Origin of the sequence: Shinella sp. WSC3-e (assembly GCF_945994535.1) — a bacterium.
In the GTDB taxonomy this organism is placed as follows: domain Bacteria; phylum Pseudomonadota; class Alphaproteobacteria; order Rhizobiales; family Rhizobiaceae; genus Shinella; species Shinella yambaruensis.
Genome location: NZ_OZ000532.1, coordinates 16,229 through 33,957 on the forward strand (window position 1 = coordinate 16,229; position 17,729 = coordinate 33,957).

Consider the following 17,729-nt stretch of genomic DNA (forward strand, 5'->3'; position numbering starts at 1 on the left):
GAACGCCGTGACTGTTGAGCCCGTTGCGATCATCGGAATGACCTGCCGGTTTCCGGATGCGCCCGACGTCGAGACCTTCTGGAAGAACCTCGTCGAGGGGCATGAGGCGATCCGCCCGCTCTCGCGCGAGGAGATGGAGCGCCAGGGCGTCGACCCGGCGCTCGCCGCACGGCCGGATTATGTGAACGCCGGCACGGTGGTTGCCGACGCCGACTGCTTCGATTTCGCCTTCTTCGGCTATTCGCCGCGCGAGGCAGAACTGATGGACCCGCAGCATCGGCTGTTCCTGGAGGAATGCCGGCGGCTGATGGACAGCGCCAACCTGACGCGCAGCGGCCTCAAGGTCGGCGCCTTCGCCGGCTGCCGCCAGAGCACCTACCAGCCGCTCCTGCCGCCGATCCGGGCCGAGGAGATCACCCGCACGGAAAGCTTCCAGCAGCTGATGGGCAACGACAAGGACTACCTCGTCACCCGCGCCGCCTACAAGCTGAACCTCACCGGTCCGGCAATGACGGTGCAGACCGCCTGCTCCAGCTCGCTCGTCGCCGTGCACCAGGCCGTCGAAAGCCTTTTGGCGCGCGACTGCGACGCGGCGCTTGCCGGCGGGGTCGCCATCTCCTTCCCGCAGGGCGCGGGCTATTTCCGCCAGTCCGGCATGATCTTTTCCGAGGACGGCCATTGCCGGCCCTTCAGCGCGGCCGGCACGGGCATCGTCGCCGGCAACGGCCTCGGCCTCGTCGCCCTCAAGCGGCTGGCGGATGCGGAGCGGGACGGCGACACGATCCACGCCGTCATCCTCGGCTCGGCCGTCTCCAACGACGGCAGCGCCAAGATCGGCTATACTGCGCCCGGCCGGGACGGACAGCAGCGCGCGATCCGTGAGGCGCTCGCCCGAAGCGGGGTTTCCCCCGCCGACATCGGCATGCTGGAGGCGCACGGCACCGGCACGCCGCTCGGCGATCCCGTCGAAATCGGTGCGATCTCGGAGATTTACCGCGCCGCCGGCGCTGATCCGCAGAACACGGCCCTTGGCTCGGTGAAGGGCAATCTCGGCCATCTCGATACCGCCGCGGGGGTCGCAAGCCTCATCAAGGCGACGCTTTCGGTGCGCGAGGCCCGCATTCCCGCAAGCCTCCATTGCAAGCCGGAAAATCCCCGCATCGATTTCGCCGCTTCCCCCTTCGACCTGGCCGTCGAAACGGCAGAATGGCCGGAGCGTTTCAAAAGGCGTATCTCGGCGGTCAGTTCCTTCGGCATCGGCGGCACCAATTGCCATATGATCGTCGCGGCCGCTCCGACACGGAAGGCATCGGCCGGGATCGCCCCGCCGCGACAGGTGCTCGTCTGGTCGGGCCATGGCGCGGAGACGCTCGGCGAAAGCCTTCCCCTCATCGCCGATCGGCTCGACGACGGCCGCCTCACCACCCAATGCGCGACCGCCGCGCTGCGCCGGCAGCATTTCGGCCATCGCATCGCCGTGACCGGACGGACGGCGGAAGAGCTTTCGGATGCGCTTCGGGCGGCAAGGCCCGCCAAGGCCGGCGGAGGCCGCACCGCCTGGATGTTCAGCGGCCAAGGCAGTCAATATGCGGGCATGGGCGCGGCGCTCCATCGCGAGAGCGCGCCGTTCCGCGACGCCATCGAAGCCTGCCTCGCCGGTTTCGCCGCGAACGGGATTTCCGATCTCGATCGCGTGCTATTCGATCCCGAGCGGGCGAGCGACCTCGACCGTACGCTCTATACCCAGCCGGCCCTCTTCAGCTGGCAATACGCCTTCGCCGAGATGCTGCACGGCTGGGACCTTGCGCCCGATCTCGTCTTCGGCCATTCGGTCGGCGAGTTCGCCGCCGCGGTGACGGCCGGGCTTTTGCCGCTCGACGCCGCCATCCGCCTCGTTGCGGCGCGCGCCCGGCTGATGGAGAACGGCACGGAACCCGGCGCGATGATCGCCCTCTCCCTGCCGGCGGAACAGCTCGAAACCCTGCTGAAAAACCATGCCGAGATCAGCCTCGCCGCCATCAACGGCCCCGATCGCTACAGCCTGAGCGGCCCGGAGCCTGCCGTGACAACGCTCGCCGCCGATCTCGCACGCCAGAAAATCGCCCACCGCCGCCTCGCGGTGAACCGCGCCTTCCACTCGCGGACCATGGAGGCGATCCGCGCCGACTTCACCGCAGCCTGCCCGGCACCACAGCAAGACGACGAGAGCTGCATCATGCTCTCGACGCTGACGGCCTATGCCGTCGAGCCTGAAGAACTCGACGCCGCCTATTGGTATCGGCAGCTGCGCGAGCCCGTGAATTTTTACGGCGCTGCGCAGCGGCTTGCCGAATTCGAGATCGACAATGTGCTGGAAATCGGCCCGGACGGCAGCTTCTCGCGTCTGCTCCGCAGCATGGAGCTGCCCCAGACCATCGGGACCGTCGTCGACAGGAACGAAGCGGACCTTGCCGCCGTCATCGCGGCACTCTACCGGCTCGGCTGTGACGAACCGGTAGAGTCTCTTTATCGCGCGTCCGGTGCGGCGTTCACCGAAATGCCCGCCATCCGCCTCGCCAAAAGCCGGTGCTGGCCGGATGGCGAAACCGTGGCAACCGCGCGCAGCGGCACGACGTCCGGCCTCGCGCCACTGCTTTCGCCCCTGTGGCAGCCGCTTGCAGGACGAAACAGCGGCTTCCGCCTTTCCTTCGCGCGCCCGCTGCCGCTGGCGGCCCGTCCCCTGCACGCAACGGACCGCCGCGGCTTCCTCGGCCGCGGCGCGGTCAGCCTCTCGCTCGAAGATGCGACGATCGACGCAACCTATGAGCCGGCCTGCGGGTCCGATCTGCCGGACGCCGCCTCGCTGCCGCTCGCCGCGTGGCTGGCAGCCGCCGCGAGCGCCGGCAGGGCGATTTCGGGCGGCTGGCTCTCGCCCGGCTGGCAGGCCGCGACGGATGTCAGGGAGGTGGAGGACGGCGCCTATCTCACCGATGGCCTGCGCTGCCTCGCCCGCCTCGATCTCGTCACGTCGGAAAGCGCCGAGGAAGACCAACCCGTCCAGCTCTGGCGCTGGCGCTGGCAGGAGCTTGCGCGCCTCTACCAGCAAAAGCTCAGCCGCTCGTCGATCGCGGCCGCCGAGGACTGGCTGATCGTTGGCGACAATGCGGTGGCAGGTGACCTCGCCGCCATCGGCCGCTGGATCGGCCACAACGTCATCCTGCGCGATGCGCCGGTCGACGGCGATTTCGCCCAGGTGGTGGATTGCCGCGGAGCCGGCGCAGCCGGCGCGTTCGCCGACGGCCATGCCCATCTCCAAACGGCGGTGACGCGCGCGCTCGAATGGCTGCGCTACGGCCTCGCCCACCCGGCTTGCCGCATCGCCAATCTCGTCTCGCATGCCTGCGACCCGTTCGACGCCACGGCCCTGGGGCCGGACTGGGCGGTCATGCAGCTCTGGCGCAGCCTGCGCAACGAGCAGCCCCACCTGCCGATCGCCTGCCTCGACATTGGCGACGCCACGGACATCGAGACGCTGGCGGCCCATCTCGAACACCTGCACGATCTCGGCGCTGCACTCGCCTTGAGGGGTGGAAAACTCTACGAGCCGACGCTGGAGAGCCACCCGGCGATCCGCGACACGGTGCCGCTCGCCTGGCCGCAAGACAGGCTGACTCTGATCGCCGGCTTCGGCGCGGTCGGCCGGGAACTCGCCCTGTGGCTCGCCGGTCAAGGATGCCGTCATCTCGCCATCGTCCTCCACCGCGCGCCGGACGCCGCGCAGGACGCCTGCCTTGCGGCCCTTTCCGCCGCTGGCGTCACCGTCACCATGGTCGAAGCCAGCCTCACCGATGTCGAAGCCCTGCGCAAAGGCATCGCCGCGCTCCCCCGGCCGGTCGGCCAGGTGTTCCACACCGCCCATGCCGGAACCAGCCAGTTGCTGGCCGACGAGACCGCGGAGCGCTTCGCCTCCGCCATCGCCGTGAAGGTGGCGGGCAGCCTTGCGCTCTACGAGGCCGTGGCGGACCAGCCGCTGGCGCTGTTCTGCCTCTTCAGTTCCGCCGCTTCGCTGCTCGCCATGCCGGGCGCGGCCTACAACGCCGCCAATGCCTGGCAGGATTCCTTCGCCGCCCATCTTCGCGCCAGGGGCGCGCCGGCGCTCTCCATCGCCTGGGGCCAGTTCGCCATGGACCGGCGCGCCGACAAGCTGGAGCAACTCGGCAAGACGAGCCTTCGCCCGATCCCCGCGGAGACCGGCTTTGCCGTGATGAACCGCCTCCTGAAGGACGGCGTGAGCGGCCTCGTGCCCATCTCGGTCGATCCGTCCGCCCTCGCCGCCGCGACGGGCGGCATGCCCGCGACGCGCGGGCTGCTGCGCCCGCTGCTCGCCGCCGAGATGGCGCGGGAGGAGGAAAGCGTGGTCGATCTCGCGCTCGGCGGCCTCTCCCAGGCCGAGCGCGCCGCGCGCATCGCCCACTATCTGCGCCAGGTCATCGGCAAGCGGCTGAAATTCGCCAGCGACGCGCTGGACGCCGCCAAGCCCTTGACCGAACAGGGTGTCGATTCCCTCATCTTCCTCGAACTCGTGCACATCATAAACGGCCAGTTCGCCCTGACGCTGCCACCGACCGCCGGCTACGAGCACGGCACGATCGACGCGCTGTCGAAACACATCGCCGGCCTCCTCGCCGAAGGCGACGACATCGATTTCTCCAGGCCGCTCGGCAAGGGCGAGATCGAGATTATCGCACGTCCGGAGGAGCGCTTCGAGCCGTTCCCGCTCACCGATCTGCAACAGGCCTTCTGGGTCGGCCGTAGCGGCGGCATGCAGCTCGGCAGCGTCTCCTGCCACGAATATATCGAGATCGATCTCGAAGACCTCGACGTCTCCGCGCTGGAGACGGCCTGGAACCGGCTGATCCGCCGCCACGAGATGATGCGCTGCATCATCACGCCCGCCGGCCGCCAGCGCATTCTCGAAACCGCGCCGCACTATGCCGTCAAGGAACGCGACCTCACCCGCCTCGCCGAGGCCGAACGCGACGAAAGGCTCGGCGCGATCCGCGAGCGCATGTCCTATCAGGTCTTCGATCCGCAGGCCTGGCCGCTCTTCGAGCTGACGGTGAGCCATCTGCCGGGCGGGCTGTCGCGCATCCATCTCGACATGGATCTCCTGGTCTTCGACATCCAGAGTTTTCGCGTGGTCTTCGGCGAGCTCGCCACGCTGCTCGCCGACCCCGATGCCGAACTGCCGGACCTTACCCTTTCCTTCCGCGACTATGTGCTCGCCGAGGAAGCCGCCCGCCGCGGCCCGCAATGGGAGCGCGCGAAAACATTCTGGCTGGAAAAGCTCGACACCATCCCGGCCGCACCCGACCTGCCGCTCCGCCGCGCACCGGCCGAGGTGACGCGCCCGACCTTCCGCACGCTCGACCATCGCCTGTCCTCCGCCCATTGGAAGCGGTTCCAGGCGCAGGCCGCCAAGCTCGGCCTGACGGCGAGCGGCGCGCTGCTCACCGCCTTCACCCATGTGCTGTCGACCTACAGTAAGGCCCCGGACTTCACCCTCAACATCACCTATTTCAACCGCAAGGCCGTGCATCCGCAGGTCATGGACATCTGCGGCGACTTCACCTCGCTGATGCTGCTGCCCGTCGCCGCGCGCGAGGGCGAGACCTTCCTTTCCGCCGCCCGCCGCACGCAGGACGACCTCTGGCAGGCCTTGGCTCACCGCGAATTCAACGGCATCCGCCTGATGCGCGAGCTCGGCCGCCACCGCAGGACGGGGGCCGACGGCGTCGACATGCCCGTGGTCTTCACCAGCATGATCGGCATGGATTTCGACGATCCCGCCCGCGCCGACTGGCCGCTGACCAGCCGCCAGGTCTTCCAGATCAATCAGACGCCGCAGGTTTGGCTCGACTATCAGGCGACCGAATATGGCGGGGCGCTGGTGACGCGCTGGTTCATCGCCGACGACCTGTTCGAACCGCGGCTGATCGAGGGCATGTTCCGCGCCTATACGGACTTTCTTCAGATGCTGTCCGAAGAGAACGGACTCTGGGAGACGCTGGTTCCGGACCTCCGCCCCGCCGAGGACCGCAGCCTCGCCGCCGGCCTCACCGTCGCCGGAGAGCGGCCTTCCGGCTCCCTCATGCCCTCGCTTCTGCAACGCAGCGCCGAGGCGCGGCCGGAGAGCGTCGCCATCCTCAGCCCGCAGGGCGACCGGACCTACGCCGCGCTCCGGGCCGACGTGAACCGCCTCGCGCACCACCTGATCGCGCTTGGCGTCAAGCCGTCCGAACCCGTCGCCGTGGTCATGGCGCGCCAGCCGGATGCGGTGCTCGCGGCCCTCGCGATCCAGGCCGCGGGCGCGTGCTACGTCCCCGTCAACGGCGACTACGAGAACGAGCGGCTTGCCGCCATCCTTCGCGACCTCTCGCCCTTCGCCGTGCTGACCAGCGGCGGCGGTCCCGCCCTGCCGCCCGAATTCCGTCGGATCGAGCTTTCGGGCCTTACCCTCGACGGCCTGCCGGAGACGGCCCCGGAACCGCGGCAGACGGAAACGGACCTTGCCTACATCATCTACACCTCGGGCACGACCGGCCAGCCGAAGGGCGCGATGCTCGACCATCGCGGCCCACTGAACACCATCGCCGCGCTCATCCGCCGCCTCGCCGTCACCGAGACGGACCGCACGCTCTCGCTCTCGGCCTTCCATCACGACATGTCGGTCTTCGACGTCTACGCCATGATGGCGACCGGCGGGGCCGTGATCCTGCCGGACCGCGAGCGCTCGAAGGACGCCATGCACTGGCTGGACCTCGTAAAGCGCCATCGCCCGACCATCATCAACGCCGTCCCGGCCTTCGTCTCCATGCTGCTCGACGCGCAGGCGCTGAGGGGGGCGGACCTGCCCGCCCCGCGCCATGTCATGATGGGCGGCGACTGGATTCCCCTTGAGTTGGTGCGCCGCATGAAGGCGCTGTGGCCGGACTGCGCGATCCACAGCATCGGCGGGCCGACGGAGACCGCGATCGTCTCGGCCTATTACCATCTCGCCGCGCTCGATCCGGCCTGGACGAAAATCCCCTATGGCCGCCCGCTGGAGAACCAGACCTGCCGCATCCTCAACCCGGCCGGACAGGAGTGCCCGACCGGCGTCGTCGGCGAGATCTGCACCGGGGGCCTTGCCATGTCGCTCGGCTACTGGCGCGACGAGGCGCGCACGGCGGAGCGCTACCGCCTGCATGTGCCGAGCGGCGAGCGGCTGTTCCACACCGGCGACCTCGGCCGGCTCGGCGCGGACGGCGAGATCGAGATCGTCGGCCGCATCGACAACCAACTGAAGATCAACGGCATGCGCATCGAGCCGAGCGAGATCGAGGCCGTGCTCGGAGAACATCCCCATGTGGCGGAGGCGGCCGTGGTCTATGGCGGCGCGCCGCTGAAGCAGCTGCACGCCTATTTCACCCTGACTGCCGATGCGCCGTCGCAGCGCGGCGAAACGAACGGCGACAACGGCTGGCACCGCGCGCTCACCGTGGGCGACTGGGCCTGCAACGACCTGCCCGACGATTTCGACCTCGACCGCTACGGCGCGCACTTCGCCGCCATGGAGCAACTCAGCACCTGGGTCATGCTCGGCGCGATGCAGGAGGCCGGCTATTTCCGCAAGGCCGGCGACACGGCGCGGGAGGACGAAATCTCGTCCGCCCTCAGTGTGAAGGAGAGCTACGCAAAACTCTTCCGAAGCTGGCTCGACGTGCTGGAGGCGGACGGCTATCTCGACCGCGCCGGGGACGTCTACCGCGCCACGCCGCGCATCGCCGAGGCCGACGGCCGCGCAGAATTGCAGGCCGGCATGGCAGCCCGCGCGGCGGCGGGGGCGGATTACGATCGCCGCATCTGGTCGCTTTACGAGCGCTGCATCGCCAATCCGCGCGCCCTGCTCGACGGCACGCTCAATCCGCTCGAGCTGATGTTCGAGGGCGGGCGCACCGATTTCGTCGAAAGCTGGTATCGCGAGAACCCGGTCTCGAAACACTTCAACATGGTGGCCGGCGAAACCGTGCGCGGCCTGTTCGAGGGCCACGATCCCGCCCGCCCCATCCGTATCCTGGAGTTCGGCGCCGGCATCGGCTCCGTCACGCATGACATCCTGAAGGCCTTGCCGCACGAAAACTTCACCTACACCTTCACCGACCTTTCACGCTACTTCCTCGAAAACGCGCAGAATGTCTTCGCCGACTGGCCGCAGATGCGCGTCGGCCTCTACGACATCAACGAAGACCCGGCGCTGCAAGGGCTGGAGCCCACCGCCTACGACCTCATCATCGGCGCGAATGTGCTGCACGACGCGATGGACGTGAACCGCAGCAGCCGGTTCATCCGCTCGCTGCTGAAGCCTTCCGGCCATCTCCTCCTGGTGGAAGGTACGCGCAATCCGCGCTTCCAGCTCGTCAGCCTCGGCTTCGTGGAAGGTCTCAGCCACTACGAGGACGAGCGGCTGGAAACCCATCTGCCCATGCTGAGCGCGGACGTCTGGCAGGCCATGCTTGAACGGGCCGGCTTTGCGCGCCGCACCGCGCTGCCGAAGCCGGGCAACCCGGTCGAGCGGATGAACTACCATGTCATCCTCGCGCAGAACGGCGATACGGCAACCGTCCTCTCCCGCGAGGCGCTCGACGCCTGGCTGAAAACCCGCCTGCCCGACTACATGGCCCCGCAGCAATGGCATCAGCTTTCCGCCATGCCGCTGACGGCCAACGGCAAGGTCGACCGATCGCGCCTCGCGGCCGCCGTCGAGAGCACGGTGCGCGAGGTCGAACAGGCCGATGATCCCCTTGCCGAAGGGCTGCAAACCACGCTTGCCGCGCTCTGGGGCGAGGTGCTGGGGCAGGAGATCGTCTCGGCCTCGGCGAATTTCTTCGTGCTCGGCGGCGATTCCCTGCTGATGACGCGGCTTTCGAGCCTCATCCAGCACCGCTTCGGCGTCGCGCCGGATCTCGCTTCGCTGCTGCGCGCGCCGCTCTTGAAGGATCAGGCGCGGCTCGTCGCCGATCTTCCGGCGGCGGAGGCCATCGAGGACGAAACCTTCGAAAGCGGAGTGATCTGATGACCGGCGCGGAACCGATGACGCTCGGCGAACTCAAGCGCCGCATGCAGGAAAGCCGCATCCGGCTGTGGGTGGCGGAGGGTGAATTACGCTATGCCGCCCCGCAGGGCTCGATGACCGCCACGCTGCGCTCGGCGCTCGGCCACCACAAGGCGGCGCTGATCGGCGAGCTGACGCAGGCCGCGCCCCTGCTTGTCGCGCGGCCGGAAGCGCGGCACGAGCCCTATCCGATGACCGACCTCCAGCAAGCCTATTGGGTGGGCGAGCATGGCGGCTACGCGCAATCGGCGATTCCCTGCTTCTTCCACCATTGCCGCTTCGAGGCGATGGAGCCGGAGACCGTGCAGGCGGCCCTCCAGCGCCTGCAACGCCGCCATGAGGCGCTGACCGCCCGCTTCCTGCCGAGCGGCGAACAGGTGATCCCGCCGCCCGGCGCAAACCCCTGCCGGCTTTCGGTGGTCGATCTTCGCGCGCTCGCGCCGGACGAAGCGGCATCGCGGCTCGGCGCGCTCTGCGAAGCCTATCCGGAAACGCTGCCGCCGCTGGAAAAGGGCCCGCCGCTCGCCGCCACGCTGGTCCGGCTCGACGGCAGCGACCGCCTCCTCATCGCCTTCCGCCTGATCGCGATCGACGGACCGTCGCTCGCCATGATCTTTCGCGATCTCCTGCGCTATCTCTTCGACGACCTCGCCGGGGACGAGCCGCCGCCGAGCCTCAGCCATCGCGACTACGTGCTCGCCCTGAAGGAAACGACGTCCGCCGAAAGCATCGCCTATTGGGACAAGACCCTGCCAACGCTGCCCGGCCCGCCGGACCTGCCGGCGACGGGGGAAACGCCGCTCTGGTCGGATTTCCGACGCCTCGCCGGCAAGCTCGACGCCGAACGCTGGCGGCGCCTCAAGAGCCGGGCGGCCGAACAAGGCGTCACAGCCAATGCGGCCATGCTGGCGCTCTATGCCGCAGCGTTGCGGCCCTTCGCCACGCACCCGGATTTCACGCTGAACGTGCTGGCGAACCACCGGCCCTTCCAGCATCCCGAGCTTTCGCTGATGACCGGCAATTGCTCGAACACGACGCTGATCGACTGCACGGGAACGGGCAGCTTCCCCGATCAGGCACGGCGGCTTCAGGCGCTGATGGCCGAACGCCTCGCCCATGCGAGCGTCAGCGGCGTCTCGCTGATCCGCCGGCTGCAACTTTCCGCGAGCGCCGAGACGCCCGCCGCCCCCTTCGTCTTCACCAGCGGCATCAGCAGCGGCCGCCCGGTCCTGCCGGACGAACACACGAGCCGCTTCGAACTTGTCGGCAGCCACCTGCGCACGCCGCAGGTTTCGATGGACCATCAGGTCATCGAGAACCATGAGGGCCTGATTTACTACTGGGACTATGTGACCGGCGTCTTCGCCGAGAACCTTCCGGAAACGATCTTTGCCCGCTACGAGGCGGCGCTCCTGGCGCTCGTCGATGATCCGTCCGCATGGCTCCGCGACGATCCGGCAGAGGCCGAGGCGCCTTCCCTCCACGCCCTTGCCGAAGATCATCCGGACGACCGCGCCGGCACGCTGCCCGACCTCTTCCTCGCGACAGCGCAGGCGAGCCCGTCGGCCACCGCGATCATCGACGCCGAGGGTGCGGCCCTCACCTATGCCGACCTGCGCCGGAAGGCTGAAGCGGTCGCCGCAGCGCTCCTTGCCCGAGGCGCACAGGCGGGCGACATCGTCGGGATCGCGCTGCCGAAAGGCCTTGCCCAGATCGTCGCCGTCGTCGGCGTCAGCCTCGCCGGCCTCGTCTGGCTGCCGCTCGACAGCCGCCTGCCCGTCGAACGGCGCAACACCATCCTCAACCACAGCGGCTGCCGCTGGCTGATCGCCGACGACCCGCGCGACCTGCCCGCGGATGCGCGCGCCGTGACGGCCGATGACATCGCGGCGCATGCGGATGAAGCCGTCATCCCGCCCCGCCGCGAGCCCTCGGATCGGGCCTATGTCATCTACACGTCGGGCTCCACCGGCGCACCGAAGGGCGTGGTGATCAGCCATGCCGCCGCACGCAACACGATCCTCGACATCAACCGGCGCTTCGCCATCACGGCGGCAGATCGCGTGCTCGCGCTTTCCGCCCTGAGCTTCGACCTCTCGGTCTACGATATCTGGGGCACGCTCGCCGCGGGCGGGGCCATCGTCGTCCCGGTGGACAGCGAATTCCCCGACCCGCACGCGACGCTCGCCCTTTGCGCCCGCGCCGGCGTCACCGTCTGGAATTCCGTGCCGGCCCTCATCGACATGGCGCTCAGCGCCGCACGCCGCCGACCCGCGCAGGAATTGTCGCAGCTGAAGACCATCATGCTCAGCGGCGACTGGATTCCCCTGCCGCTCGCCCGCCGCCTGCGTGCGGACTATCCCGAAACGCGCCTTTGGAGCCTCGGCGGCGCGACGGAGGCGTCGATCTGGTCGAATTTCTATCCGGTCGAAACGGTCGAAAATCACTGGACCTCCGTGCCCTACGGTTTTGCGCTGGCCGGCCAGCAACTGCATGTGCTCGATGCACGCGGCCGCCCCTGCCCGGCGGGCGTCACCGGCGAAATCCACATCGAGGGTTTCGGGCTTGCCGAGGGCTACCTGAACGACGCGGCCAAGACCGCCGCGAGCTTCATCCGCCACGCCAGCGGCCGGCGGCTTTACCGCACCGGCGATCTCGGCCGGATCATGCCCTGCGGCGCGATCGAATTCCTCGGCCGCAAGGATTTTCAGATGAAGATCCGCGGCCACCGCATCGAGGCGGGCGATATCGAGGCGCATCTGACGCGCCACCCCGACGTGGATCAGGCGGTCGCCCTTGCCGTACCGGGGCCGGACGGCGCATCCATGCTCGTCGCCTGCCATACCGGCGCGGCCAAGCCGTCGATCCCGCTCGCCGCCTGGCTTGCCGAGCGCCTGCCGCGCTACATGGTGCCCGACCGCTTCGTCCATCTCGACGCCCTGCCGCTCAGCGCCAACGGCAAGCGCGACCGCAAGGCCGCCGCCGCGCTCGTCGCCGCCGGCCTCACGCATACGGACACAATGGAAAAACCGGCGCTCGGTGAAACGCTTGGCCCGCTTGCCAGCCTCTGGGCCGAGGTCACCGGCCGCATGCCGCTTTCGCCGGACGAGAATTTTTTCCAGAGCGGCGGCAACTCCCTGCTCGCCGTCCACCTCGCCCGCGCGATCTGCGAGCGTTTCGGCGTGGAGATCGGCCTTGCCGAAATTTTCCGCGAACCGACGCTCGGCGGCCTCCAGGCGGCGATCGCCAGCCGCAGCCCCGCCGCCGAAAGCGCCCTTCCCCAAGAAACCCGACGAGCCGCCTCATGACCTGCCTTCCCTTCTCCGACACGAAACCGCTCGCGACCGTCGATCTCTTCTGCCTCACCTATGCCGGCGGCAGCACGGCGGTCTATCGCGACTGGAACCGCCTCTTCCCGGACTGGATATCCGTGCGCCCCGTCGAATATCCCGGCCGCGGCACGCGCATGGGCGAGCGGCTGGAAAGCGACCCGGCCCGCCTCGCCGACCAGTTGCTCGCCGAACTGAGACCGCATCTTGCGCGCCCCTTCGCGCTCTTCGGCCACAGCCTCGGCGCGGCGCTCGGGTACCGCATCGCGCTCGGCCTGATGGAGAACCTGCCGCCGCTCGCCTTCTTCCCCTCCGGCCGGCACAGTCCGGATTGCGAGGACCCCGCGCCGAAACGCGCCCATCTTGACGACGCCGGCCTGCTCGATGAGGTGCGCGCGCTCAACGGTTCGCCCCGCGAGGTGCTGGATAACCGGGAACTGATGGCGCTGCTGCTGCCGATCATCCGCAGCGATTTCCGGCTCAGCGAGACGATCCGCGCCGAACGGGACGCCCGCCCGCTCGCCTGCCCGCTGCATGTCTTCGGCGGCACCGGCGATCCGGAAGTGCCGGTCGAGGGCATCGGGCGGTGGCGCACCATCGCGGCCGGCGATTTTTCGCAGACGCTGATCGAGGGCGACCATTTCTTCCTGCACCACGCCGGGCATGTGCAGACGATCGCCGACCGCATCGCCACCGTGCTGGCCCCGCTCGCGGCAAGCCAGCCCGCCGCGCGGCGGCGCGCCTAGCGAAGGAGAACACGATGTCCCGCCCCTTCTGCCAGATCGTCGGGTTCGGCCCGGCCTGCATAAGCCTCCTCGTCAGCGCCGACCGGCGCGGGCTTCTGCCGGACTTGCTGGCGCGCGGCCTCGTCATCCACGAGCGGCGAGCCGGCGATGAAGAGTTGCTGCTCGCCGGCGCCAACTACGATATCCCCTCCAATTCCGACGCCAGCGACTTCCTCGACGGCATTTCCGCAGACGGCCTCTTCGCCCCGGTTCTCGACAGCGCGCCGGCTCGTCTGATCCGCGCCCGTGGCACGCAATCCGTGCCGCTCCAGCTGGTAGCCCTCCTGACCGCCGAACTGCGCCGCACCTTTCTTGACGCCGCCGGACGACATCCCAACCTGCACATTCATCGCGGCCATGCCACCCGGGAGATCACGCAATCGTCATCGGGCTGGGAGGCGCATTTCGACAACGGCCCCTGCGTCGAAAGCCGGATCGCCGTGCTCGCCGCTGGCAGCACGCCGCATCTTGCCCCCGATCTCCGGCGCATTACCGGCGAGGCCGGCGTGCCGCTCCTCCATTCGGAGGAAACGCTGCGGCCCGTCGACCTTCAAAATCTTCTGCCGGAAAACGCCCGGCGCATCGTCGTCGTCGGCGCGTCGCACAGCGCCTTCTCCGTGCTGCACAAGCTGATCGAGGCCCTTCCCGAGCGCGACACGGCGTTGACGCTCCTCCATCGCACGCCGATCCGCCGCATGCACCGCAGCGCCGCGCTGGCCGAGGCGGCCGGCGAAACCTTCGATCCCGTCGCCGACGTCTGCCCTTCCAGTGGCCGCGTCTTCCGCTTCCAGGGCCTCTACACCCGCTCGAAGGCGCTCTACGAGCAGATCCTCGCCGGGCGGCACCCGGCGGTCACGCTCCGCCATTGCCCCGATCCGGCGGAGGCCGAAGCGGTGCTGCGCGGCGCGGACGTCGTGATCGCGGCGACGGGCTACCGCCCGAACATCCCGCTGCTCGCCACGGCGGCGGGCCGACCGATCCGCATCGGCCGCAACGGCAGCGCGGCGCTTGTCGACGCCTCCGGGCATCTCTGCGACACGCAGAAGCGGTCCTTGCCGGGCCTCCTCGGCATCGGCCTCGGCTTCGGGCGCATCCGCTCGGATATCGGCGAGCCGTCCTACCGGGGCGCGGCCGTCGGCATCAACATCTTCCAGGGCCCGGACGGCGACGCGCTCTGCGACAGCATCCTCTCGACACTCCAACAACAGGCAGGAGAACCTCTTGGCAAAGAGTATTCTTAAGGAATGGGCCGGGCGCTTCCGCAGCGAAGCCACCGGCGTTTCGGCGAAGACGGAATGGGCCGACCAGCTCACCCGCGCCCGCAACGCCGGCCCGCGCATGACCAATCAGACCACCATCGACCCCGCCCGCCACGGGCCGGGCACGCTCGCCGTGCATGCCGGCACCTATAACGACCCGATCACCGGGGCGGTCGGCACGCCGGTCTTCGCCGCCACCACCTTCCTTTTCCAGAAGGAAAGCTACGAAGCCTTCGACCAGGGCATGATCCGCGACTACCCGATCTACACCCGCTACGGCAACCCGAACCAATGGGCCGTGCAGGAGAAGGTGGCCGCGCTCGAACACGCCGAAAGCGCCATCGTCTTCTCCTCCGGCATGGCGGCGATCAGCACGACGCTTCTCGCGCTCACCAACAAGGGCGGGCACATCGTCACCGCGCGCGACCTCTACGGCGGCAGCTACAACCTGATGCGCGAGGACATGCACCAGTTCGGCCGCGAGGTGACCTTCGTCGACCCGATGGATATCGACGCGATCACGGCGGCGGTGCGCAGCAACACGGAGGTGCTGTTCTTCGAGACGCTGACCAATCCGCTCCTGAAGTTCGCCCCTGTCAAGGCGCTCGCCAAGCTCGCCGCCGAGAACAACATCTTCCTCGTGCTCGACAACACCTTCCTCTCGCCCTGCTGCCTGACGCCGATCGACGACGGCGCGCATGTGGTGATCCACAGCGGCACGAAATATCTCAACGGCCACAGCGACCTCATCGCCGGCACCGCCGCCGGCAGCCGCAAATATCTCGACATGATCTGGGCGCAGATGCTCAAGCTCGGCGGCAGCCTCAATCCGCAGGATTGCGCCATCCTCGAACGCGGCATGAAGACGCTGGCGCTACGCATGAAGGCGCATACGGAAAACGCGTTGGCGCTCGCCGAATGGCTCTCCCGCCATCCCGCCGTCGCCCACGTCTACCACCCCGCTTTGCCGGGCTATCCTTATTCTTGGGCGGCGGAATCGCTTGCACGCGGCAGCGGCGGGATGGTCTCCTTCGAGGTGAAGGGCGGCGACAAGGCGGGGCTGAAGCTGATGGAGAACCTGAAGCTCGTCCATGCGGCGACCAGTCTCGGCGGCGTCGAATCGCTCATCAGCATGCCGTTCAACACCAGCCACAGCAGCCTCATCGACCGGCAGCGGCGCGAGGTCGGCATCAATCCCGGCCTGATGCGGCTTTCCGTCGGCATCGAGGACATCGAAGACCTCAAGGCCGACCTCGACCGCGCGCTCGGCGCAATCGGAGACATCAGACAATGAAGAACGGCATCAACGTCGCCGCCGTCAGCGAACTCGTGCACGAAATCCGCAAAGTGCCGGGCGAAAGCGAGATCTTCTACGGCGTCGACCTCGAATGGCTCGGCGGCCTCACCATGGACATCCGGACAAAACCGCTGCGCTTCGGCAGCAAGCGGCTCGGCCGGGATTTCTCCTTCCGCGTCAGCCATCACGACGATCCGAGCCCGGAAGCGGCCCCGACGCCTGCGGATTATTTCACCACCGGCCTCGGCTCCTGCGTCGCCAACATCCTCGTGCAGGGCGCGTCTTACAAGGGCATGACCATCGACAAGCTCCAGGTGGACACGGTGACGCAGCGCAGCGGCGGGACGCTTTCCGGCACCGCCGTGACGGTAAAACTGAAGGCGGACGGCAGCTGGTTGCAATACAAGCAGATGATGATGAACGTCGCGCGCTTTTCGCCGAACTACATCACCGTCACCCTGCCGAACCGCATCGACCTCACCTATCGCCACGTCCCCTCCGCCTTCCGCAAGAACGGCTCTGCGGCGAACGGCGACGGCCATGCGGCGGCGACCGCCCAGGCGGGCTCCAACGCCCCGATCCATCTCGGCGTCGACATCGCCTGGCGCAACGCCACCCAGTTCGACGTGTCGCTGCGCGAGAGGCAGTACCAGGACGAGCGCTGGTCGCTGCCCGCCCGGTTTTCCGTCGATCAGCCGGCCCCGGCGCTCGGGCTCAACGAAGCGCCCAACCCGCAGGAATATCTGCTCGCCGCCGTGCTCTCCGACCTCGCCCAGCAGCTCGTCATCGTCTGCCGCGAGCGGGGCAAGCCGCTGCGCCAGCTCAACGCCTCCATGCGATGCCGGCTGGATATGCGCGGCTGCTTCAACATCTTCGACAAGTCGGCCGTGCAGCTTCAGGACAATCACGTCGAGATCGCCGCCGTCAGCGACAACAGCGAAGAGGAGATGAAGGATTTTCTCAAGCAGGCGCAGGCCGCCTCCGCCTGCTGGCAGGGTTTCGTCAACGCGACGCCCGCATCGCTGGATCGAGCCGGCTGAGCTCGGCAAGAACCGCTTCGAGGTCGCCGGCGTTCTCGCAAACGGCGATCTCGGGCACCGAACCATCGGCGGCGACGGCGAGCACATGCCCGTCGCCCAGCCGACGCCAGACGCCGGAAAAATGATCCGCGGGAAGGCGCGCCGCGAACCCTGCACCCTCTGCCGTCACGGTCACGCTCTCAGGCGGAATCGCGAAGCCCGCGCCATGCGCCTTGAGAGCGGCTTCCTTCGCCGTCCAGATCTGCAGGTGACCAATGGCGCCCGCCGCGATCTCGGACGGCGCGAGGAACGAGGCGGCGATCTCATCCCAGAAATGCTGCGGCCGGTCTGCCTCCACATCGACGCCGATCCTGCCCGACCGGGACAGCGCCACGGCCACCCAGCCGCCGCCATGGGAAAGATTGAAATCGAGCGAACCCGTATCGGCAAGGAACGGTTTGCCCCCGGGCCTGCGCGAAAAGGATAGGCTGGCGGGATTTCGCCCCGTCGCCGCGCTGAGCAGCCGCCGCACCAGCCCATGCGCTGCGCGATACCGCTCCGTATCCTCCGGCTTCAGGAAACGCCCCGCCTGGGATCGCTCGGCGGAATCCAGCACGGCGTCCGGATCGAAGCTGCCGAGAACGGCGGAAACCGGCATGGCGACGGCGACACCCGCGCACAGCCATTCTCCATCCGCCGTCTTCGACCACTCGAACATTGCGTCCAGTCACTCCGCCAAGGGCACTTATTTCTCCGCATCTGGTCGGACAGGAAGCGCCGAGCAAGCTTAGGATGCCCTCGTTCCGGAAACAAGGCCGGATCACATATTCGTAAATTGAATCATCCACTTAACCGTGGAATGCAGACGTGTGCCCGATGATCGACCCCGCTCCCTCGAAAATTCTTG

7 protein-coding genes are annotated in these 17,729 nt (G+C 68.2%); 6 read left to right on the forward strand and 1 reads right to left on the reverse strand.

Going from position 1 to position 17,729, the window contains the following annotated elements; all coding sequences use genetic code 11:
* The first annotated feature begins 7 nt into the window (after positions 1 to 7).
* Genes AABF56_RS26910 through AABF56_RS26935 form a run of 6 tightly spaced genes read left to right on the forward strand, consistent with a single transcriptional unit; the run spans position 8 to position 16,843 of the window.
* Positions 8 to 9,094, forward strand: coding sequence for a non-ribosomal peptide synthetase/type I polyketide synthase (locus tag AABF56_RS26910; RefSeq protein ID WP_272808165.1), 9,087 nt, complete (start codon positions 8 to 10; stop codon positions 9,092 to 9,094).
* On the forward strand, positions 9,094 to 12,441 hold the full coding sequence (locus AABF56_RS26915) for a non-ribosomal peptide synthetase (protein ID WP_272808166.1): 3,348 nt from the start codon (positions 9,094 to 9,096) through the stop codon (positions 12,439 to 12,441). Before AABF56_RS26910 ends, AABF56_RS26915 begins: the two co-directional genes overlap by 1 nt.
* Positions 12,438 to 13,208 (forward strand): thioesterase II family protein, encoded by a 771-nt coding sequence (locus AABF56_RS26920; protein WP_272808167.1) that lies wholly within the window; start codon positions 12,438 to 12,440, stop codon positions 13,206 to 13,208. Before AABF56_RS26915 ends, AABF56_RS26920 begins: the two co-directional genes overlap by 4 nt.
* 14 nt (positions 13,209 to 13,222) lie before the next feature.
* Complete coding sequence (locus tag AABF56_RS26925) at positions 13,223 to 14,488, forward strand: SidA/IucD/PvdA family monooxygenase (RefSeq protein WP_272808168.1); 1,266 nt, start codon at positions 13,223 to 13,225, stop codon at positions 14,486 to 14,488.
* The gene (locus AABF56_RS26930) at positions 14,469 to 15,800 is read left to right on the forward strand and encodes a trans-sulfuration enzyme family protein (protein WP_272808169.1); all 1,332 of its coding nucleotides are present in this window, start codon (positions 14,469 to 14,471) and stop codon (positions 15,798 to 15,800) included. Before AABF56_RS26925 ends, AABF56_RS26930 begins: the two co-directional genes overlap by 20 nt.
* Entirely contained in the window at positions 15,797 to 16,843 is a 1,047-nt protein-coding gene (locus tag AABF56_RS26935) for an OsmC family protein (protein WP_272808170.1), read from the forward strand. Before AABF56_RS26930 ends, AABF56_RS26935 begins: the two co-directional genes overlap by 4 nt.
* On the opposite strand, the gene AABF56_RS26940 is transcribed toward AABF56_RS26935, so the two are convergent.
* Positions 16,806 to 17,540 carry a 4'-phosphopantetheinyl transferase family protein gene (locus tag AABF56_RS26940; protein WP_272808171.1) on the reverse strand — a complete coding sequence of 245 codons (735 nt, stop codon included), beginning with the start codon at positions 17,538 to 17,540 and terminating at the stop codon, positions 16,806 to 16,808. The genes AABF56_RS26935 and AABF56_RS26940 overlap by 38 nt on opposite strands.
* Between the last annotated feature and the right edge of the window lie 189 nt (positions 17,541 to 17,729).